Source organism: Paralimibaculum aggregatum (assembly GCF_030270585.1).
Classification (GTDB): Bacteria; Pseudomonadota; Alphaproteobacteria; order Rhodobacterales; family Rhodobacteraceae; genus Thermohalobaculum; species Thermohalobaculum aggregatum.
The window spans coordinates 1-20,763 of the sequence record NZ_BSYI01000021.1; the positions used below are offsets into that span (position 1 = coordinate 1).

Genomic DNA, 20,763 nt, shown 5'->3' on the forward strand with positions numbered 1-20,763 from the left:
CGGGCCGGCGCCCGCGGCAGCCAAATCGCCGCCTTCGCCGCGGAATGCGGGCGCCCCGGGGCGCGGGCCTGCCGCCGCGGCGCGCCGATCGGTCCCCCGCCGATTGGTCCTCCGGGGGTTGATCGATCCCCCGCCGACGGCCTAACTCACGGGTTCGTGCCTCAGAACCGGAGCCTGCGAAGATGCCCACCCATGGCGAGCGCCGCCAGATGCCGCATTCGGCCGATCAGATGTTCGACCTGATCGCCGATATCGGCAAGTATCCGGACTTCCTGCCCTGGTGTTCCGGCGCCCGCATCCGCAGCCGCAAGACCCGCGCCGACGGGGCCGAGGTGATCGAGGCCGACCTGGTGATCTCGTTCAAGGTCTATCGCGAGCGCTTCACCTCGCGGGTGGTGCTGAAGCGGAGCGAGCGGGTGATCGACGTCGCCTATCTCGACGGCCCGTTCCGCTACCTCGACAATCACTGGACCTTCGAGCCCGAGGGGCCGGACGCCTGCACCGTCGATTTCTTCGTGGATTTCGAGTTCCGCTCGCGCACCCTGCAGGCGGTGATCGGCGCGGTGTTCAACACCGCGATGCAGCGGATCGTGAGCGCCTTCGAGCGCCGCGCCGAGGCGCTCTATGGCGGGGGCGGCGGCACGGGCACGGATGCCGCGGACCCTGATGCCGCGGCGGCGGTCACAACGCGCGCGGCCCGCTGAGCGGGCCCTTCCGGGCTCAGCCTTTCGCCGCGGCCAGCAGCAGCTCGAGCGCGGTGGTCACCGCGGCGGCGCGCACTGCGTCGCGGCCCCGGGCGCCGTAGTCCATCCGCCTCAGCACCGTCGCGGCGCCGGCCCGCGCGCAGCCGAACTCGACGCGGCCCTCGGGCTTGGTCTCGGTGGCGCCGCCGGGCCCGGCGATGCCGGTGATCGACACCGCAAGCTGCGCCGCCGAGCGCGCCAGCGCCCCCTCGGCCATCGCCTGCGCGACCTCGGCCGAGACCGCGCCATGCGCATCGATCAGCGCCGCCGGCACCCCCAGCATCTCCGACTTGGCGGCGTTGGAATAGGTCACGAAGCCCCGCTCCACCACCGCCGAGGAGCCGGGAATGTCGGTCAGCGCCGCCGCCACCAGCCCGCCGGTGCAGCTCTCGGCGGTGGCCAGCATCAGCCCCGCCTCGCCGCAGGCGGCCAGCACCGCCTCGGCCAGCGCGCGTCTCTCGTCAGATCCAGCCATGGGCCACCGCCGCTGCAAGGCTCGCCGCGAGCGCCGTGAGCCCGCCCGCCACGAGATCGTCCAACATCACGCCCAGCGCGCCGCCCGCGCGCTCGGCCCGGCTCACCGGCCAAGGCTTGAAGATATCGAGCGCGCGGAACAGGAGGAACCCCAGAACCCAGCCCGGCCAGGGAAACAGCCAGGGCTCCGCGCCGATATGCGTCAGCCCCAGCGAGAGCGGCCACAGCGCCAGCCACTGCCCGGCGATCTCGTCGATCACCACCTCCGCCGGGTCGTCGGTGCCGCCCGGCATCCGCGCCACCGCCCAGAGCCCGAGCGCCGTTGCCGCCAGCGTCGCCGCCGCCAGCAGCCAGAAGCCGCCGAGCCCGTGCAGCAGCCAGGCCAGCGGGATCGCCGCCGCCGACGCCCAGGTGCCCGGCGCCAGCGGCAGCCGGCCGAGGCCGAAGCCGGTGGCGATCAGCCGCGCGATCACGCGCCGCCCCCGAGGATCACCGTGGCGGTGGCAATCGCGCCCATGCCTTCCTCGCGGCCGACGAAGCCCATCCTCTCCATCGTGGTCGCCTTGATCGAGACGCGCCCCGCATCGAGGCCGAGGATCTCGCCGATCCGCGCCCGCATCGCCGCGGCATGGGGGCCGATCTTCGGCCGCTCGCAGAGCAGCGTGACGTCGAGATTGGCGATGCGCCCGCCGCGCGCCGCCACCCGCCCGCCGGCATGGGCGAGGAAGATGTGGCTCTCGGCCCCCTTCCACTGCGGCTCGGAGGGCGGGAAATGCGTGCCGATATCGCCCTCGCCGAGCGCGCCGTAGAGCGCATCCGCCAGCGCGTGCAGCCCGACATCGGCGTCGGAATGGCCCCGGAGCCCGTGGCTGTGCGGCAGCCGCACGCCGCAGAGCGTCACGTGGTCGCCCTCGCAGAAGACATGCACGTCGAAGCCGTGCCCCATGCGGATATCCATCGCCGTCTCTCCCGCCAGCATGCGCTCGGCCCGCGCCATGTCGGCCGGCGCGGTGATCTTGAAGTTCTCCGCCGGCCCCGGCACGAGGCGCACCGCGAGACCGGCCCGCCGCGCCACCTCGGCATCGTCGAGCGCCGGCGGATCGGCCTCGGCCTGCGCGCGATGCGCCGCCAGCAGCTCGGCAAAGGGAAAGGCCTGGGGCGTCTGCGCGCGCCAGAGCCCGTCGCGGGGGCGGGGCGAATCGGCAAGGCCGCCGGCGCCGTGCCAGAGCGCATCGACCACCGGCTCGGCCGCGATGGCGCCCTGTCCGGGGCGGCATTCGGCGGCGAGCGCCTCGAACAGCGCCGGCGGCGCGAAGGGCCGTGCGGCATCGTGCACCAGCACCACATCCGGCGCCTCGGGCTCCAGCGCCGCCAGCGCGCGGCACACGGTTTCGGCGCGGCTGGCCCCGCCCGTCACCGGGGGCGCGAGGCGCGGATCGCCGATCCCCGCCATCGCCGCGTCGTAGAGCGGGCGGGCCTGGCCGTCGATCGCCACCAGCACCCGGTCGATCCGCGCGCCGAGCGCGGCCGAAACGCTGCGCGCAAGGATGGCACGGCCGCCAAGTGTCTGGTATTGCTTCGGCACTGGTCCGCCGAGGCGCAGCCCCTGTCCGGCTGCCACGATCACCACGGCTGTGGTCATTGTTGGTTTCCTTCCGCCCGGCGCCGACAGCGCGACGCGGCGACATCGCGCCGCCAATGTCAGCGCGTGTTTAAGACTCGCCCTTGCGCGGCTCAAGTGTGCGCGGTACTTCCCTTCGAAGTGGCGAGGATTTGTGCATGACTCTCAGGATTGGTGATATCGTGGTCACTCCGCCGGTCGCACTCGCACCGATGGCAGGGATCACCGACCGACCGTTTCGCGATCTGGTCACCCGTTTCGGTGCAGGGCTGGTCGTCTCGGAGATGGTGGCGAGCCAGGAAGTGCTGACCGCGAAGCCCTCGGTGCAGGCGAAGGCCGAGCTCGGCGCCGATGCGGCGCGCACCTCGGTGCAGATCGCCGGGCGCGAGGCGGCGCCGATGGCCGAGGCGGCGCGCCGCGCCGCGGGGCAGGGCGCGCGGATCATCGACATCAACATGGGCTGCCCGGCGAAGAAGGTCACCCGCGGGGCCTGCGGCGCCGCGCTGATGCGCGAGCCGGACCATGCGCTCCGGCTGATCGAGGCGGTGATCGGCGCGGTGGAGGTTCCGGTGACGGTGAAGATGCGCCTCGGCTGGGACGCAGGCAGCCTCAACGCCCCGGCGCTCGCCGCGCGGGCCGAGGCCGCTGGCGTCGCGATGATCGCGGTGCACGGGCGCACCCGGGCGCAGTTCTACAAGGGCCGGGCGGACTGGGCGGCGATCCGGCGCGTGAGCGAGGCGGTCTCGGTTCCGGTGCTGGCCAATGGCGATATCGGCGGCCCGGCCGAGGCGCGGGCGGCGCTCGCGGCCTCCGGCGCCGCCGGGGTCATGGTCGGCCGCGCCGCCACCGGCGCGCCTTGGCTGCTGGCCGAGATCTCCGCCGGGCTCGCGGGCCGCACGGCGCCGCCGCGGCCGCGGGGCGCGCGCCTCGCCGAGCTGGTCGCCGAGCACTGCGCGGCGCAGTGCAGCTTCTATGGAAAGACGGTGGGGATGCGCGCCTTCCGCAAGCATCTCGACGCCTATCTTGCGCCGGTCCCCGGCGCGAAGGACCTCCGCGACCGGGTGATCCGCATGGAGGAGCCGGAGCATCTCGCCCGCGCGCTCCGCGCCGAGTTGCCCGGGCTCGGGGAAATCTCCCATGATTGCGAAAGGGCCGCGGCATGAACGCCACGATGGACCAGCAGGACCAGCTCTGGCACAGCCTGCCCGCGCCTGCGCTGATGGCCGATGCGACGCTCGCCATCCGCGCGGTGAACACCGCCGCCGAGACCTTCCTCGGCGCCTCCCAGCGGCAACTCGAGGGGCGCAACCTGGTGCGCCTCGTCGGCGAGGACAGCCGCCTCGTCGACCTGATCCGCCAGGTGCTGGAGGGCGAGACCAAGACGGCGGAATACGATGTCGAGCTGCTCTGGCCGGAGATGCCGCCGCGGCTGGTGGACATCCACGCCGCGCCCTATGGCTCCGGCGCCGAGGGGGCGGTGGTGCTGATCCACCCCCGCGCCATCGCCGAGACCATGGACCGCTCGCTCTCGCACCGCAACGCCGCACGCTCGGTGGCCGGCATGGCGGCGATGCTGGCGCACGAGGTGAAGAACCCGCTGGCCGGGATCGCCGGCGCCGCCGAGCTGCTGGAGAGCTCGGTGACCGAGGCGGATCGCGAGCTGACCCAGCTGATCCGCGACGAGGCGAAGCGGATCGGCAAGCTGATGGCCCGCGTCGAGCAGTTCGGCGAGATCGGGCCGGGCGTGCGCAAGGTGCTCAACATCCACGACGTGCTCGACCGGGCGCGGCGCGCGGCGCAGGCCGGCTTCGCCGCGCATGTGCGCTTCGTCGAGGAGTTCGATCCCTCGCTGCCGCCCACCATGGGCGACCCGGACCAGCTGATGCAGGCGCTGCTCAACCTGCTGAAGAACGCCGCCGAGGCGGCGCCGCAGGTCGGCGGGGTGATCCAGATCCGCAGCGCCTTCCGGGCCGGCATGAAGCTGCGCACCCCGAACGGCCGGCGCGAGGGCCTGCCGCTGCAGATCACCGTCACCGACAACGGCCCCGGCGTGCCGGACGAGCTGCGCCGGCACATCTTCGAGCCCTTCGTCAGCTCCAAGGCGAGCGGCTCGGGGCTCGGCCTGTCGCTGGTCTCCAAGGTGGTGGCGGATCACGGCGGCATCATCGTCTGCGACAGCGAGCCGGGCTGGACCCGCTTCCGCCTCGCGCTGCCGATGGCCTCCGAGGCCGAGATCGCCGCCGCCGAGGCCGCCGGCAGCGACAAGGAGAACGCGGCATGAGTTCCGGGGCAACCGTGCTGCTCGCCGACGACGACCGCTCGATCCGGACGGTGCTCTCCCAGGCGCTGGGGCGGATCGGCCTGCGCGTGCGGGCCACCGGCTCGGCCTCGCAGCTCTGGCGCATGGTGGAGGCCGGCGAGGGCGACGTGATCGTCACCGACGTGCACATGCCGGACGGCGACGCGCTCGACCTCCTGCCGGCGATCCGCAAGCGCCGGCCGGAGATGCCGATCATCGTCATGAGCGCCCAGAACACGGTGCTGACGGCGATCCGCGCCACCGAGGTCGGCGCCTACGAGTATCTGCCGAAACCCTTCGAGCTCAAGGACCTGATCTCCTCCGTCGAGAAATCGCTGGAGGATCAGAAGACCCGCGCCACCGCGCCGCCCGCCGAGCGCCGCGAGGAGCAGCCGCTGCCGCTGATCGGCCGCAGCCAGGCGATGCAGGAGGTCTACCGCATCATGGCGCGGCTGATGCACACCGATCTCACGGTGATGGTCTGGGGCGAGTCCGGCACCGGCAAGGAGCTCGTCGCCCGCGCGCTGCACAATTTCGGCAAGCGGGCCAAGGGGCCGTTCGTTGCGATCAACATGGCGGCGATCCCGCGCGAGCTGATCGAGAGCGACCTCTTCGGTCACGAGAAGGGCGCCTTCACCGGCGCGGTGGAGCGCGGCATCGGCAAGTTCGAGCAGGCCCAGGGCGGCACGCTGTTCCTCGACGAGATCGGCGACATGCCGCCGGAGGCCCAGACCCGGCTGCTGCGGGTGCTGCAGGAGGGCGAGTTCACCACCGTCGGCGGGCGCAGCTCGCGGCGGATGGATGTGCGCATCGTCGCGGCGACGCACCAGAACCTGCGCGCGCTGATCGCCGAGGGCCGGTTCCGCGAGGATCTCTACTACCGGCTCAACGTGGTGCCGATCCGCCTGCCGGCGCTGCGCGAGCGGCGCGACGACATCCCCGACCTGGCGCGCGACTTCCTGCGCCGCGCCGAGGCCGAGGGGCTGCCGCGCAAGACGCTCTCGACCGAGGCGATCGAGATGCTCAAGCGGCACGACTGGCCGGGCAACGTGCGCGAGCTGGAGAACATGGTGAAGCGCCTCGCCGCGCTCTGCCCGGACGAGCTGGTGCCCGGCGAGGCGGTGGAGGAGGAGCTGGCCGCCCGCGAGCCCGAGGCGCGCCGTATCGAGGCGGATGCCACCGGGCGCACCCTCGGCGCCGCGGTGGAGCATCACCTGACGCGCTATCTCGCCATGCATGGCGACGAATTGCCGCCGCCGGGGCTCTATGACCGGGTGCTCCGCGAGGTCGAGCTGCCGCTGATCGCGCTGACCCTCGCAGCGACCCGCGGCAACCAGGTGAAGGCTGCCGAACTGCTCGGGATCAACCGCAATACCCTGCGCAAGAAGATTCGCGAGCTTGACATTCCTGTCACACGTGGCAAGAGGCTGATGTAGATCGGCAACAGATGCTCGGCCCTGGCGCGGCGGAGCTGCGTCGGGGGGCCATGTGAGCGAGGCGAGGGCGGAGGCATCGGCAGAACAGGGGGGCGACTGGCCCTGGCTGCCGCAATGGCTGCGCCGGCAGGGGGTGATCGCCCTGGTCGTCCTCGGGCCGATCCTGGCCACCGTCACCGCCTGGGCGCTCGGCGAGGACCGGCTGGGGCCCGGCTATGTCCGCCTCGTGCTGCTGGTCGACCTCTGCTACATCCTCGCGCTGATGGCGCTGATCGCGCTCCGCGTCGGCTCGCTGGTGCTGGCGCGGCGGCGGCGGCGGGTCGGCTCGCAGCTGCATCTCAGGCTGACGCTGGTGTTCGCGCTGGTGGCGCTGGTGCCGGCGGTGATCGTGGCGATCTTCGCCACCCTCTCGGTCAATCTCGGCATCGAGACCTGGTTCTCCGACCGTGTCGGCAGCGTGGTGCGCAACGCGCTGGCCACCGCCGAGGCCTATGAGCGCGAGCACCGCACCAACCTGCAGGGCGACGTGCTGGCGATGGCCACCGATCTCAACCGCGCCGGCGCGCAGGGCATCGCCGCCGACCGGCTCGGCGACATCGTGCGCCAGCAGGCGCTGATCCGCGAGCTCTCCGAGGCCTTCGTCTTCAACAGCCAGAAGGAGATCCTGGCGCGCGGCGAATACAGCTACCTCTTCGGCTTCGAGGCGCCGACCCCGGCGCAGCTCGACCGGGCGCGCAGCGGCGAGGCGGTGGTGGTCGCCGATGCCGACAACAACGAGATGCGCGCGCTGGTGGCGCTCAGCGCCTATGACGACGCCTTCCTCTACGTGACCCAGCAGGTCCAGGGCGACGTGCTGCGCCTGCTCGACGACAGCCGGGCGACGGTGGCGCTCTACGAGCAGCTCGACACCGACCGCGACTCGCTGCTGTTCGACTTCGCGCTGATCTATATCGGCTTTGCCGGGCTGGTGATCGTCGCGGCGATCCTGCTCGGGCTCTGGTTCGCGGAGCGGCTGGCCAAGCCGGTCGGGCGGCTCGCCGGGGCGGCCGAACGGATCGGGGCAGGGGACCTCGACGCCCGGGTCAAGGAGGAGCGCGGCTCCGACGAGATCGCGCTGCTGTCGCGGGCCTTCAACCGCATGGCCGACCAGGTGCGCGACCAGCGCGATGCGCTCGTCGCCGCGCATCACGAGACCGAGCGGCGCCGGCAGTTCTCCGAGGCGGTGCTGGCGGGCGTCAGCGCCGGCGTGATCGGCATCGACGGCGCCGGGCGGATCGACCTCGCCAACGCCGCCGCGACCGAGATGCTCAGCCTCGAGGGCTCGGAGGTGCGCGGCCAGCCGGTCGAGGCGGTGGCGCCGGGCTTCGCCGAGACCGTGGCGCGCGCGCCGGCGGCGGTCGGCGGCATCGCGCGCGGCGAGGTGCGGCAGATGGTCGACGGCCAGCCGCGGGAGTTCCTGGCGCGCTGCGCGCCGCGTGCGCCAGGCCGGCCGGAGGAGGGGCTGGTGCTGACCTTCGAGGACATCACCGCGCTGGCCTCGGCCCAGCGCATGGCCGCCTGGGGCGATGTCGCCCGGCGCATCGCCCACGAGATCAAGAACCCGCTGACGCCGATCCAGCTCTCCGCCGACCGGCTGCGCCGCAAATATGTCGGGCTGCTCGGCGAGGAGGGCCCGAAATTCGAGCGCTACATCGAGGTCATCACCCGCCAGACCGCGGATATCCGGCGCATGGTCGACGAGTTCTCCCGCTTCGCCCGGATGCCCGAGCCGCATCTGGCCGAGGAGGATCTCGGCCAGCTGCTGCGCGACATGGTGCTGCTGCAGCAGGAGGGGCGCAGCGATATCGGCTATGCCCTCGCGCTGCCCGACGGCCCGCTGCCGCTGCTCTGCGACCGCGGCATGATCACCCAGTGCCTCACCAACCTGCTGCAGAACGCGGCCGATGCGCTCGATGCCCGGCGCGAGGGCGAGCCCGGGGCACCGCCGGGCCGCATCGCCGTGGCGGTGGCGCGCGGGCGGCGCAACTACCGCGTCACCGTCTCCGACAACGGCATCGGCCTGCCCAAGGCCGAGCGCGACCGTCTGACCGACCCCTATGTGACCACGCGGGCGAGCGGAACCGGGCTCGGCCTCGCCATCGTCACCAAGATCATGGAGCACCACGGCGGCGAGCTGACCCTGGGAGATGCCACCGGCGAGGACGGCCTCGACGGCGCCCGGGCCAGCCTGCGCCTGCCGCGCCCCGCCGCCGACCAGGACGCGCACGACGCGGCCGAAGACACCCCGCACCCGCTCGATGCCGCCCCCGCAAGCTGAGAGGACCCGACATGGCCGATATCCTGATCGTTGACGACGAGGCCGATATCCGGGAGCTGATCTCGGATCTGCTCGAGGACGAGGGGCACCGCGCACGCACCGCGACCGATGCCGACAGCGCCTTCGCCGAGATCGACCGCGCCGCCCCCGATCTCGTGATCCTCGACATCTGGCTCCAGGGCAGCCGGATGGACGGCATCGAGATCCTCAAGCGCGTCAAGCGCGACAACCCGGACCTGCCGATTGTCATCATCTCGGGCCATGGCAACATCGAGGTCGCGGTGGCGGCGGTGAAGCAGGGCGCCTACGACTTCATCGAGAAGCCCTTCACGCAGGACCAGCTCCTGGTGGTCGTCGGGCGCGGGCTCGAGACCTCGCGCCTGCGGCGGGAGAACCTCGCGCTGAAGCGGGCCAACGAGGCCAGCGCCGAGCTGATCGGCGCCTCGCCGGCGATGAACGCGCTGCGCTTCAAGCTCGACCGGGTGGCGCGCACCGGCAGCCGGGTGCTGCTCACCGGCGGCCCCGGCACCGGCAAGGAGGTCTCGGCGCGCTACATCCACCGCAAGTCGAGCCGCAAGGACGCGCCCTTCATCGTGGTCAACGCCGCCTCGATGGAGGCCGACCGCATGGAGGAGGTGCTGTTCGGCCGCGAGAGCCCGGACCAGCCGCCGCAGATCGGGCTCTTCGAGCGCGCCCATGGCGGCACGCTGTTCATCGACGAGGTCGGCGACATGCCGGTCGGCACGCAGTCGAAGATCCTGCGGGTGCTGCTCGACCAGGCCTTCACCCGGCTCGGCGGCTCCAACACGGTGCGGGTCGACGTGCGGCTGATCTCGGCGACCAACCGCAACCTGCAGTCGGAGATCGCCGCCGGGCGCTTCCGCGAGGATCTCTATCACCGGCTCAACGTGGTGCCGATCGAGCTGCCGACCCTCGAGCACCGGCGCGAGGACATCCCCCAGCTGGCGCAGCATTTCCTCGAGATGTTCGCCCGCGAGCAGGGCCTGCCGCGGCGCACGCTCTCCGAGGGCGCCATCGCGGCGCTGCAGACCCGGACCTGGCCCGGCAATGTCCGCCAGCTCCGCAACATGATGGAGCAGCTGCTGATCCTCGGCGCCGAGAACTCCGAGATCGCCGCCGGCGAGATGCCGGGCTCGTCCGCCGCCGACACCGCCGATGCCGGGCTCGGCGACCTGATGGGGCTGGTGGCCAACCTGCCGCTCCGCGAGGCCCGCGAGCTGTTCGAGCGCGAATACCTCATCGCCCAGATCAACCGCTTCGGCGGCAACATCTCCAAGACCGCAAGCTTCGTCGGCATGGAGCGTTCCGCCTTGCATCGCAAGCTGAAGATGCTCAATGTCGTCACGACCTCCCGGGGCGGCGTGCGCATGGCGGTGGTGGATGAGACCGGAACGCTGGAAGACGACGATCTCGCGGCCAATGATGGCTGAGCCTCCGACCACCGCGCGCCCGGGCGCCGGCCGATGAAGGCCATCGTCTGCGGCGCGGGGCAGGTCGGCAGCCAGATCGCCCGGACGCTCTCCGAGGAGGGCAACGCCGTCACCGTCATCGACCAGGACGCGGCGCTGGTGCGCCGGGTCACCGATGCCTTCGACGTCTCGGGCGTCACCGGCTTCGCCTCGCATCCCAACGTGCTGGCCCGGGCCGGCGCACGCGATGCCGACATGCTGATCGCCGCGACCTCGATGGACGAGGTCAACATGGTCGCCTGCCAGGTGGCGCATTCGGTCTTCGAGGTGCCGACCAAGATCGCCCGGGTGCGCACCGAGAGCTATCTCGAGGCCGAGTTCTCCGACCTGTTCCGGCGCGACCACATGCCGATCGACGTCATCATCAGCCCGGAGACCGAGGTCGCCAAGGTCACGCTGCGCCGGCTGATGACCAATGCCGCCTTCGACATCGAGCCCTTCCTCGGCGGCCGGGTGAAGGTGCTCGGCCTGCATGTCGACGAGACCTGCCCGGTGATCAACACGCCGCTCGGCCAGCTCACCGAGCTGTTCTCGACGCTCCGGGCCCTGGTGGTGGCGGTGCGACGCTCCAACAAGATCTGGGCGGCGAGCCGCGACGACCAGCTGCTGGCCGGCGACGACGTCTACATCGTGGCGGCGGCGGAGGACGTGCAGCGCACCTATGGCATCTTCGGCAAGGAGAACCTGACGCCGGAGCGCGTGCTGATCGTGGGCTCGGGCAATGTCGGGTTGCGCGTCGCCCAGCAGATCGAGGCCGAGGGCGTGCTGCGCGCCAAGATGATCGAGCGCGACCGCGACCGCGCCGAGCGCGCGGCCGACACGCTGGAGCGGACCATCGTGCTCAACGGCGACGCGCTCGACACCGAGCTGCTCTCGGAGGCCGGCGTCAGCGAGGCCGATGCCATCGTCGCGCTCACCGATGACGACCGCACCAACCTGATCGTCTGCGCGCTGGCGGGGCAGGCGGGCTGCCCGGTCTCGATCGCGCTCTCCAAGGACCCGACCTTCCAGCGCATCGCCGAGCCGCTCGGGGTCAACGCGCTGATCAACCCGCGGGCGACGACGGTGTCCTCGATCCTGCGCCATGTCCGCCGCGGCAAGGTGCGCGCGGTCTATTCCATCGGCCGCGGCGAGGGCGAGGTGATCGAGGCGCAGGTGATGGCGACCTCGCCGATCGCCGGCAAGCGCCTGCGCGACATCAACTTTCCCCAGGGCTCGGTGGTCGGCGCGGTGCTGCGCGGCGAGGAGCTGCTGATGCCGAAGGGCGATCTCACCATCCAGGTCGGCGACGTGATGGTGATCTTCGCGGTGTTCCAGGCGGTGCGCAAGGTCGAGCAGATGTTCCGCGTGAGCATGGACTTCTTCTGAGCCATGCGCCTCTCGCAGATCCCCGTCTTCAGCCTGCTGCTGGCGCTCGTCGCGGCGGCGATGCTGGCGCCGGCGCTGATGGGCGCGGCGGATGGCGACTGGGAGGTCGCCCGGGTGTTTCTCTACAGCGGGATCGGCACCGCGGTCTTTGCCGCGGTGATGGGGCTGGCGCTGGCCGGGCCGCAATATGGCGGCACGGCGCGGCGCGAGATCTCGATCCTCTGCCTCGGCTGGCTCTGCATCCCGGCGGTGGCGGCGGTGCCGCTCTGGCTGATCACGCCGCAGATCGGGCTGCGCGGCGCGATCTTCGAGATGGTGGCCGATTTCACCACCACCGGCGGCACCGTCTATGGCGATCTCGACGCGCTGCCGCGGGCGGTGCATCTCTGGCGCGGGCTGGTCGGCTGGCTCGGCGGGCTGCTCTCGCTGGCCGGGGCCTATATCGTGCTGGCGCCGCGGCGGCTCGGCGGCTTCGAGATCGAGGCCGCGACCTGGCGCTATTCCCCCAACCAGCCGGCGGCGAGCGTGCGCCTCGGCGCCTCGATCACCCCGCTCGACCAGCGCATCCGCCGGGCCGTCCGGGTGATCCTGCCGATCTATGCCGGGCTCACCGCGCTGCTCGGGCTGCTGCTGAGCGCCACCGGGCAGTCCGAGCTCGACAGCTTCGTGCACGCCATGGCGGTGCTCTCGACCAGCGGGATCTCGCCGCACCGGAACGGCATCGCCGAGGGCGGCAGCCTCGGCGCCGAGATGTTCGCGGCGATCTTCCTGGTGCTCGCGGTCACGCGCCAGCTCTATTCCGACGCGGCGGAGTTCGGCAGCCGGGTGCCGCTGCGCCGCGACCCGGAGGTGCTGACCATGGCCGGGCTCGTCCTGGCGGTCGGCCTCGCGCTCTTCGGCCGGCACTGGATCGGCGCGCTGACGCTGGATCTCACCGGCGACGAGATCGCCGTCCTGGACGCGCTCTGGGGCACGCTCTTCACGGTGCTGTCGTTTCTCACCACCACCGGCTTCGTCTCGGCCTTCTGGGACAGCGCGCGCGACTGGTCGGGCTGGGCCAATCCCGGGCTGATCCTGCTGGCGCTGGCGGCGATCGGCGGCGGCGCCGCCACCACCGCGGGGGGCATCAAGCTGATCCGGGCCTATGCGCTGATGCGCCACGGGCTGCGCGAGGTCGAGCGCATCGCCCAGCCGCACAGCATCCTCGGCGTCGGCGCGCGCACCCGCAGCCTGCTGCGAGAGGGGCCGGCGATCGTCTGGACCTTCATGATGCTCTTCATCTTCGCGATCCTGCTGACGGTGCTGGCGTTGACGGCGCTCGGTCTCGGCTTTATCGACGCCACGATGGCGGCGATCTCCGCGATCTCCAACACCGGGCAGGCCTTCGACCTGGTGGCGGACCGGCCGGACGGCTTCTCCGGGCTCACGCCGCTCCAGCGCGAGGTCCTGGCGGTCACGATGATCATCGGGCGCATCGAGGTGCTGGCCTTCGTCGCGCTTTTCAACCCCGATGCCTGGGGCGGAAGCGCGCGCCGTCGAGAAAGGTCTGGAAAAAGGGCAGGCAAGGCCCCAGACTCAAACTGGTGACTCCGGCGGACGGTCCGTCGTAGCAACCCAACATGTGGCTAGAAAAACGGGTGAAAAACAACATGGCCAGCGAAAAGCAACAGAATCTCCAAGACGCCTTTCTCAATCACATTCGTAAAGCGAAGATACCGGTGACCGTGTTCCTGGTCAACGGTGTGAAATTGCAGGGTGTCATTACGTCATTCGACAATTTCTGCATTCTGTTGCGGCGAGACGGTCAGTCGCAGCTGGTCTACAAGCATGCGGTGTCGACGATCATGCCGGCGCAGCCGTTCAGCCTCTATGAGGGCAACGAGGAGTCGTGATGGGGGCAGGGCGCGCTTGACCAGGGTCCGGGTACTCCATCCCCATCTGCGCGAGGCCGCCGGCGATGGCCGTGCGGCGCTCGCCGAGGCCATGAGCCTGACCGCGGCGCTCGATTTCGAGCTGTCGGACGGTGCCGTCGTGCCGGTTGCCGCGCCGAACCCGGCGACGTTTCTCGGCCCCGGCAAGGTCGCCGAGCTCGCGGAGAGCATCGCCGAGGCGGAAGACGAGGTGATCGTGGTCAACACCACGCTCAGCCCGGTGCAGCAGCGCAACCTCGAGCGGGCGTGGAAGGCCAAGGTGCTCGACCGCACCGGCCTGATCCTCGAGATCTTCGGCGAGCGCGCGCAGACCCGCGAGGGCGTGCTGCAGGTCGAGCTCGCGCATCTGACCTATCAGAAATCGCGCCTCGTGCGCTCCTGGACCCATCTCGAGCGCCAGCGCGGCGGCGGCGGCTTCATGGGCGGCCCCGGCGAGCGGCAGATCGAATCCGACCGCCGGCAGATCGACGAGCGCATCACCCGGTTGCGGCGCCAGCTCGAGAAGGTGGTGCGCACCCGCGCGCTGCACCGGGCAAAACGCAAGAAGGTGCCGGACCCGGTGGTGGCGCTGGTCGGCTACACCAATGCCGGCAAGTCGACGCTGTTCAACCGGCTCGCCGGCGCCTCGGTGATGGCCGAGGACATGCTCTTCGCCACGCTCGACCCGACGATGCGGCAGATCCGGCTGCCCTCGGGCCGCCGCGCGATCCTGTCGGACACCGTGGGCTTTGTCTCCGATCTGCCGATCCAGCTGATCGCGGCGTTCCGCGCCACGCTCGAGGAGGTGCTGGAGGCGGATCTCGTCGTCCATGTCCGCGACATGACCCATGCCGAGACCGAGAGCCACAAGGCCGACGTGCTGGAGGTGCTGCAGGCGCTCGGCGTCGAGGCGGACCGGCTCGAGGGCATGATCGAGGCGCAGAACAAGCTCGACCTGCTGGAGCCCGAGGCCCGCGCCGCGGTGCAGGCAGCGGCCGAGCGCGACCCCAACGTGCTGGCGATCTCGGCCGTGACCGGCGACGGGCTGGAGCCGCTGCTCGCCGAGATCGAGGACCGGCTCTATCCGCGGCGTTTCCTCTTCGACATCGATCTCGGGCACGAGGAAGGCGCCGCGGTTTCCTGGCTCTATGGCCATGGCGATGTGCGCGCCCGCGAGGACGATGGCGATGGCGTGCACCTGCAGGTCGAGCTCACGGAGCGGGAATTCTACCAGTTCACCAAGGGTTTCGGGCGACACCACGACAGCGTGCGCCGGACCCGGCTGGCAGCGCAGTAATTTAACATAATCCATCTTCCTCACCTAGGGGACTAACCACGTCGGGTGCGCGACAGCCGGCGGAATCGCTGCCCGAGGATCGGTGCATTCGAGGCAGTTTGCGCCCGGTCACCCGGGCTCAGCCGTCATGCGGTTCGCCAAAGCTCCGCATCCAGTCCCGGACACCGCGCCCGACCGCCGAGAGCACCGCGGCGCCGATCGCCTCCCCGAGCGCGGTGTGCAGCCCGGCATGGGCCAGCGGCTCCGGGCCGCCCGGTTGCGCCAGCGCGGCGGCCACCGCGATGCAGTCGGTGCCGGTGCCGGTCGGCCGGTTCCCGCCAAGGTCCGGGCCATGCGCCAGAACCGCCAGCGTGCGCGCCTCGGCCGCGATGCTCAGCGCCTCCACCAGCGCGCCGTCGGCAAGCGGCCGGTCCAGCGCGACGGCGATGTTGATCGTGCCCGCAGGCTCCGGCACCGCGCTGCCGCGGCGCTGGCCGACGCGCTCGGCATTGGACAGCCCGACGGTGGCAACCGCCTCGGCGCGTATCCCCTCGATCTCGGCGGAGGCCGCCGCATGGCAGCCGAGATCGCGCGAGGTGATGAAGCCGAGCGCCCCGGCATGGCCGGCGGCGGCGAGCTCGGCGGCGAACCAGGCGCCGGGATCGAGATCCTCCGGCAGGTCTGCATTGCGCACCTCGCGCCAGACGATGCGCTCCACCTCGGCGAAGCCGGGCCGGTTCAGCACCCAGCTCAGCGCCCGCATCGGCGCTCCGAGATCGGCGACCAGCCAGGGCCGCGCCAGCGTCAGCTGCATCCCCCTGCCCCCGCTTGGCTCAGCCCGGATCGGGCTCCGCGGTCTCGGGCCGCTTGGTGCCGGGGCCGAGCATCTGGTCGGCCGGATCGGAGGGCTGGTGCGTGAAGCCCTTGAGCCCCGCCATCACCTTCTCGTCGCGCGGGATGTCGACCTCGCTGAGCCCGTAGGCGGTGAGCAGCTCGGCCAGCGAGCGCAGCGCGTGCATGTGGATGCGCTCGTAGCCGTGGCTCGCATCGACGCCGAAGGTCACCAGCGCGGTGCGCACATCCGCCCCGGCCTCGATCGCCGAGGCGCTGTCGGAGCGGTAATAGCGGAACACGTCCTTCTGGTAGCGGATGTCGTTGGCATCGCAGAGCTCGACCATCTTGCGCGTCAGGTGATAGTCGAACGGCCCGGTCTCGTCGGCCATGGCCACGGTGACGCCGAACTCCGCCGAGTTCTGCCCCGGCGCGGTGGTGCCGTTGTCGACCGCGACCATGGCGGCGATGTCGGGCAGCAGGATCGCCGCGGCGCCGTGGCCGACCTCCTCGGCGATGGTGAACAGCCAGTAGACATCCACCGGCGGGCGCGGGCCCGCCACCATCGCCCGGATCGCCGCCAGCATCGAGGCGACGCCCGCCTTGTTGTCGAGATGGCGCGAGACGATGAAGCCGTTCTCGAGGAATTCCGGCTGCGGGTCGATCGCCACGATGTCGCCGATCTCGATGCCGAGCCGCTCGAGCTGGCTGCGGTCCTCGGCCAGGGCATCGACCCGGAGCCGGACATGGCGCCAGCCGATCGGCGCGGTGTCGACATCGTCGCCGAAGGTGTGCCCGGAGGCCATCGGCGGCAGGATGGTGCCGCGATAGGCGCCCTTGCGCGAGAAGATCGTGGCGCGCGCGCCCTCGGCGAAGCGCGCCGACCAGTGCCCGATGGGCACCAGGCCGAGCCGCCCGTCCGGCCCCAGCGTCGCGACCTGCGCGCCCAGCGTGTCGACATGGCTGACCACGGCGCGGGCGCCGGCACGCGCATGGCCCGGCAGCCGCGCCCGGATCGCGCCGCGCCGGGTGAGCTCGTAGCTGAGGCCCAGCCGGTCGAGCTGCGCGCAGACATAGCGCACGATGCTGTCGGTGTAGCCGGTGGGGCTGGCGATCGCCAGCATGGCGGCGAGCTGCCCGGAGAGATAGTCGATGTCGATGTCGAGGCGCCTGCAGTCCTGGCTCATGTCGCCGACCTCCATTGCAGCTCCCGCGCGCTGGCGGGAATCGAGAGCGGGAACAGCAGATCGACGAAGCGCTCGGCGGTCGGCTGCGGCTCGTGATTGGCGAGGCCCGGGCGCTCGTTGGCCTCGATGAAGACATACTCCGCCCGACGCGGCGATTTCACCATGAGATCGATCCCGGTAACCGGGATCTCGATGGCCCGCGCCGCCCGGATCGCGGCGTCGATCAGCGCCGGATGGGTCTCGCTGGTCACGTCGACGATGGTGCCGCCGGTGTGGAGATTGGCGGTCTTGCGCACGGTGAGCTCCTGCCCCGCCTCGAGCACGCTGTCCATGCCGTATCCGGCGGCGGCGATGCAGCGCTCGGTCTCGGCATCGAGGGGGATGCGGCTCTCGCCGCCGGTGGCCGCGGCCCGGCGCCGGCTCTGCGCCTCGATCAGCCGCGAGACCGGGGTCACCCCGTCGCCCACGATCCGGGCCGGGCGGCGCATCGCCGCCGCCACCACGCGGTAGTCGATGACGATGAGGCGCAGGTCCTCGCCCTCGAAGCACTGCTCGATCAGCACATCCGCGCAGACCTCGCGGGCGCGCGCCACCGCCGCGGCAAGCTCCGCCTCGGTGGTCAGCCCGGCGGCGACGCCGGTGCCCTGCTCGCCGCGCGCCGGCTTGACCACCACCGAGCCGTGCTCGGCCAGGAAGGCGGCATTGGCCGCCGCATCGCCCGCCTCGACCTGCGCCGGCACCGCGACGCCCGCGGCCCGCACCAGCCGGCTGGTCACCCGCTTGTCGTCGCAGATCGACATTGCGACGGCGGAGGTGAACTCCGAGAGCGACTCGCGGCAGCGCACCGCCCGCCCGCCATAGCTGAGCCGGAACAGCCCCGCCGCCGCGTCGAACACCTCGACGCCGATGCCGCGCCGCCGCGCCTCGTCGACGATGATCGCGGCATAGGGGTTGAGCCCCTCGTTCTCGGCCTTGCCGACGAAGAGCTTCTCGTTGATCTGGTTCTTGCGCTTCAGCGCATAGACCTGCACCCGGCGGAAGCCGAGCTTCTCGTAGAGCGCGATCGCCTGTTCGTTGTCATGCAGGACTGAAAGGTCCATATGCGCCGCGCCGCGCGCCTGGAACTGCTCCGCCAGCCGCCGCACCAGCGATTCGCCGATGCCGGCGAAGGGCGCCTTGGCCGAGACCGCGAGGCACCAGAGCGAGGAGCCCCGCTCCGGGTCGTCGAAGGCGCGGGCATGATCCACCCCCATCACCGTGCCGAGGATCTCGCCGCTCTCGGCATCCTCGGCCACCAGCACGGTCAGCGTGCGCGCGTCGCGGTGCGACCAGAAGAAATCCGGCGCCACCGTCACCATGCCGCGCTCGGCATAGATCCGGTTCACCGCCTCGGCATCGGCGCGCGTGGTCAGGCGGCGGATCGAGAAGCCCTGCCGGCGCTTGCGGGCGACGCGATAGGTGGTGAAGTCGAGCCGGAAGGTCACCGACGGGTCGAGGAAGATCTCCTGCGGCGCCAGCGCCAGCGCCACCTGCGGATCGGGCACGTAGAAGGCGATGTCGCGCCGGTCCGGCCCCTCGGCGCGCAGCGCGTTCACCAGGTCCTCGGCCCGCCCGAAGGTATGGCCGAAGATCAGCCGGCCCCAGCCGCAATCGACCACCGCATCGGCCTTGCGCCCGTTGCGCGCGCCCTGCGGATCGCCCATCGTGTCCTGGCGCAGGCGCTTCAGCCGGCGCCGGTGCGGATCGCGGGAGCCGCGGTTGCCATTCGCCATCGCTCAGACACCCTGTTCCTGCAGCCACATCTCGAGCAGCGCCACCTGCCAGAGCTCCGAGCCCCGGAGCGGCGTGATATGGTCCTTGGGCGCGGCGAACAGCGTCTCGAGATACTCGGTCCGGAACAGCCCCCGCTCCCGCGCCCGCTGGCTGGTGAGCGCATCGCGCACCATCTCGAGATAGGGCCCCTCGATGTATTTCAGCGCCGGCACCGGGAAATAGCCCTTGGGCCGGTCGATCACCTCCGAGGGCACCACCTGCCGCGCCACGTCCTTCAGGATGCCCTTGCCGCCCTGCGCCAGCTTCAGCGCCGAGGGCACCCGGTTGGCCAGTTCGACCAGCTCGTGATCGAGGAACGGCACCCGCGCCTCCAGTCCCCAGGCCATGGTCATGTTGTCGACCCGCTTCACCGGATCGTCCACCAGCATGACATTGGTGTCGATGCGCAGCGCCTTGTCCACCGGGTCGTCGGCGCCGGGCTCGGCGAAATGCCTCGCGACGAAGGCGAGGCTCTCGTCGCGGCTCGGCAGGTAGTCGGCATTCACGTGCGCGGCCATGCGCGCCTGGGTGCGGTCGAAGAAGGCCGCGGCATAGTCCTCGACCGGCGCGTTCGAGGCGGCCAGCGGCGGATACCAGTGATAGCCGGCGAAGACCTCGTCCGCCCCCTGCCCCGACTGCACCACCTTGATGGTCTTGGAGACCTCGCGCGAGAGCAGGAAGAAGCCGATATTGTCATAGGAGACCATCGGCTCCGACATCGCCCGGATTGCCGCCGGCAGGTTGTCGCGCATCTCCTCGGAGGGGATGAAGATCTTGTGGTGGTTGGTGCCGTAGCGCTCCGCGATCAGGTCGGAATAGACGAACTCGTCGCCGCGCTCGCCATGCGCCTCCTCGAAGCCGATGGAATAGGTGGCGAGCCCCGCCTGCCCCTCTTCCGCCAGCAGCCCGACGATCAGCGAGCTGTCGACGCCGCCCGAGAGCAGCACGCCCACCGGCACGTCGGCCACCATGCGCCGGCGCACCGAGACGCGCAGCGCCTCCAGCACCATGTCGCGCCACTCCTCCGGCGCGCGGGCCGCATCCTCGGCGCTGCGGGTGAAATCCGGGCGCCAATAGGTGCGGTCGCTGTGCTCGCCATCCGGGCCGATGCGCCGGATCGTGGCGGCCGGGAGCTTGTGCACGCCCTGCAGGATGGTCCGCGGCGCCGGCACCACCGAGTGCCAGCTCATGTAGTGATGCAGCGCCGTGCGGTCGATCGCGGTGTCGATCCCGCCGCTCGCCAGCAGCGCCGGCAGGCTCGAGGCGAAGCGGATCGCGTTGTCGCCCTCGGCAAGGTAGAGCGGCTTGATCCCGAAACGGTCGCGCACCAGCCAGAGATTGCCGCTCGCGCGCTCGTGGATCGCGAAGGCGAACATGCCGTGCAGATGCGAGACCGCGTCCGGCCCCCATTCCGCCCAGGCCTTCAGGATCACCTCGGTATCGCCGCTGGAGGCGAACGCATGCCCGCGCGCGGCAAGCTCGGCGCGCAGCTCCGGGTAGTTGTAGATGCAGCCGTTGAAGGCGATGGTCAGCCCCGCCGCGGTGTCGACGAAGGGCTGCGCCGCGGCCTCGGAGAGGTCGATGATCTTCAGCCGGCGGTGGCCGAAGCCGATCGAGCCGCGCACCACGACGCCGGCGCCGTCCGGCCCCCGCGGCGCCATGGCATCGGTCATCTTCTCGATCCGTCCGGCCGAGGCCATCCCGCCGTGAAAGACGAACTCTCCGCATATTCCGCACATATGATTATCAGTTCCCCGTGAAAGGCTGCGCCCGTTTCAGGCTTGGAAGATCGGCTCTGCTGCGCGCTGCGGTTGCGCCCTGGACGGGCGCGGCGACCGCGGAGCGGTCTCGGAGGGCGGGGCCGGTCCCTGCCCTTTCCTGTCCCGTCTGCGGCTCTGGCGCCGACCCGACGGGCCGCGCGGGCCTCGGCCCCCGCGGTCACGCAGCGTGCATGTGGCGGAAGACCTAGCCCAAGGGTTCACGGAAAGCAACCTTGCGA

The 20,763-nt window shown here is 71.3% G+C and carries 15 protein-coding genes and 2 pseudogenes; 10 read left to right on the forward strand and 7 right to left on the reverse strand.

Annotated elements, in window-relative coordinates; all coding sequences use genetic code 11:
* Positions 1-182 precede the first annotated feature (182 nt).
* Positions 183-629: pseudogene (locus tag QSJ97_RS13685) on the forward strand (type II toxin-antitoxin system RatA family toxin); the annotation flags it as partial.
* A gap of 91 nt (positions 630-720) precedes the next feature.
* Here the strand turns inward: QSJ97_RS13685 and QSJ97_RS13690 are convergent.
* Genes QSJ97_RS13690 through ispF form a run of 3 tightly spaced genes read right to left on the reverse strand, consistent with a single transcriptional unit; the run spans position 721 to position 2,859 of the window.
* A complete protein-coding gene (locus QSJ97_RS13690) occupies positions 721-1,218 on the reverse strand; it encodes a CinA family protein (protein WP_285672339.1) in 498 nt (165 codons plus the stop codon).
* Positions 1,205-1,690 (reverse strand): phosphatidylglycerophosphatase A family protein, encoded by a 486-nt coding sequence (locus QSJ97_RS13695; RefSeq protein WP_352231090.1) that lies wholly within the window; start codon positions 1,688-1,690, stop codon positions 1,205-1,207. The genes QSJ97_RS13690 and QSJ97_RS13695 overlap by 14 nt, the downstream gene beginning before the upstream one ends.
* The gene (gene ispF / locus QSJ97_RS13700; protein WP_285672340.1) at positions 1,687-2,859 is read right to left on the reverse strand and encodes a 2-C-methyl-D-erythritol 2,4-cyclodiphosphate synthase; all 1,173 of its coding nucleotides are present in this window, start codon (positions 2,857-2,859) and stop codon (positions 1,687-1,689) included. The genes QSJ97_RS13695 and ispF overlap by 4 nt, the downstream gene beginning before the upstream one ends.
* Positions 2,860-2,996: 137 nt before the next feature.
* On the opposite strand from ispF, the gene dusB reads away from it, so the two are divergent.
* The 9 genes and pseudogenes from dusB (at position 2,997) to hflX (ending at position 14,955) form a co-directional block, all read left to right on the forward strand.
* Positions 2,997-4,001: a tRNA dihydrouridine synthase DusB gene (gene dusB / locus QSJ97_RS13705; protein ID WP_285672341.1), complete on the forward strand. Its 1,005-nt coding sequence runs from the start codon at positions 2,997-2,999 to the stop codon at positions 3,999-4,001.
* A complete protein-coding gene (locus tag QSJ97_RS13710) occupies positions 3,998-5,119 on the forward strand; it encodes a two-component system sensor histidine kinase NtrB (RefSeq protein ID WP_285672342.1) in 1,122 nt (373 codons plus the stop codon). Before dusB ends, QSJ97_RS13710 begins: the two co-directional genes overlap by 4 nt.
* Positions 5,116-6,573: a nitrogen regulation protein NR(I) gene (gene ntrC, locus QSJ97_RS13715; protein WP_285672343.1), complete on the forward strand. Its 1,458-nt coding sequence runs from the start codon at positions 5,116-5,118 to the stop codon at positions 6,571-6,573. Before QSJ97_RS13710 ends, ntrC begins: the two co-directional genes overlap by 4 nt.
* A gap of 52 nt (positions 6,574-6,625) precedes the next feature.
* Positions 6,626-8,890, forward strand: coding sequence for a sensor histidine kinase NtrY-like (locus tag QSJ97_RS13720; RefSeq protein WP_285672344.1), 2,265 nt, complete (start codon positions 6,626-6,628; stop codon positions 8,888-8,890).
* Between the two features lie 11 nt (positions 8,891-8,901).
* A complete protein-coding gene (gene ntrX, locus QSJ97_RS13725) occupies positions 8,902-10,341 on the forward strand; it encodes a nitrogen assimilation response regulator NtrX (protein WP_285672345.1) in 1,440 nt (479 codons plus the stop codon).
* Between the two features lie 30 nt (positions 10,342-10,371).
* Positions 10,372-11,748: pseudogene (trkA, locus tag QSJ97_RS13730) on the forward strand (Trk system potassium transporter TrkA); the annotation flags it as partial.
* 3 nt (positions 11,749-11,751) lie between these two features.
* Positions 11,752-13,335 (forward strand): potassium transporter TrkG, encoded by a 1,584-nt coding sequence (locus tag QSJ97_RS13735; RefSeq protein WP_285672347.1) that lies wholly within the window; start codon positions 11,752-11,754, stop codon positions 13,333-13,335.
* Positions 13,336-13,397: 62 nt separating this feature from the next.
* Positions 13,398-13,640: an RNA chaperone Hfq gene (gene hfq, locus QSJ97_RS13740; RefSeq protein WP_285672348.1), complete on the forward strand. Its 243-nt coding sequence runs from the start codon at positions 13,398-13,400 to the stop codon at positions 13,638-13,640.
* Positions 13,618-14,955: a GTPase HflX gene (gene hflX / locus QSJ97_RS13745; RefSeq protein ID WP_285672349.1), complete on the forward strand. Its 1,338-nt coding sequence runs from the start codon at positions 13,618-13,620 to the stop codon at positions 14,953-14,955. The genes hfq and hflX overlap by 23 nt, the downstream gene beginning before the upstream one ends.
* Positions 14,956-15,073: 118 nt before the next feature.
* Here the strand turns inward: hflX and QSJ97_RS13750 are convergent, their stop codons facing one another.
* Genes QSJ97_RS13750 through QSJ97_RS13765 form a run of 4 tightly spaced genes read right to left on the reverse strand, consistent with a single transcriptional unit; the run spans position 15,074 to position 20,503 of the window.
* Complete coding sequence (locus QSJ97_RS13750) at positions 15,074-15,748, reverse strand: adenosylcobinamide amidohydrolase (protein WP_285672350.1); 675 nt, start codon at positions 15,746-15,748, stop codon at positions 15,074-15,076.
* Positions 15,749-15,767: 19 nt separating this feature from the next.
* Positions 15,768-16,952, reverse strand: coding sequence for an osmoprotectant NAGGN system M42 family peptidase (locus QSJ97_RS13755; protein ID WP_285672351.1), 1,185 nt, complete (start codon positions 16,950-16,952; stop codon positions 15,768-15,770).
* Positions 16,949-18,724 carry an N-acetylglutaminylglutamine synthetase gene (gene ngg / locus QSJ97_RS13760; protein ID WP_285672352.1) on the reverse strand — a complete coding sequence of 592 codons (1,776 nt, stop codon included), beginning with the start codon at positions 18,722-18,724 and terminating at the stop codon, positions 16,949-16,951. Before ngg ends, QSJ97_RS13755 begins: the two co-directional genes overlap by 4 nt.
* A gap of 3 nt (positions 18,725-18,727) precedes the next feature.
* Positions 18,728-20,503: an N-acetylglutaminylglutamine amidotransferase gene (locus tag QSJ97_RS13765; protein ID WP_285672353.1), complete on the reverse strand. Its 1,776-nt coding sequence runs from the start codon at positions 20,501-20,503 to the stop codon at positions 18,728-18,730.
* Between the last annotated feature and the right edge of the window lie 260 nt (positions 20,504-20,763).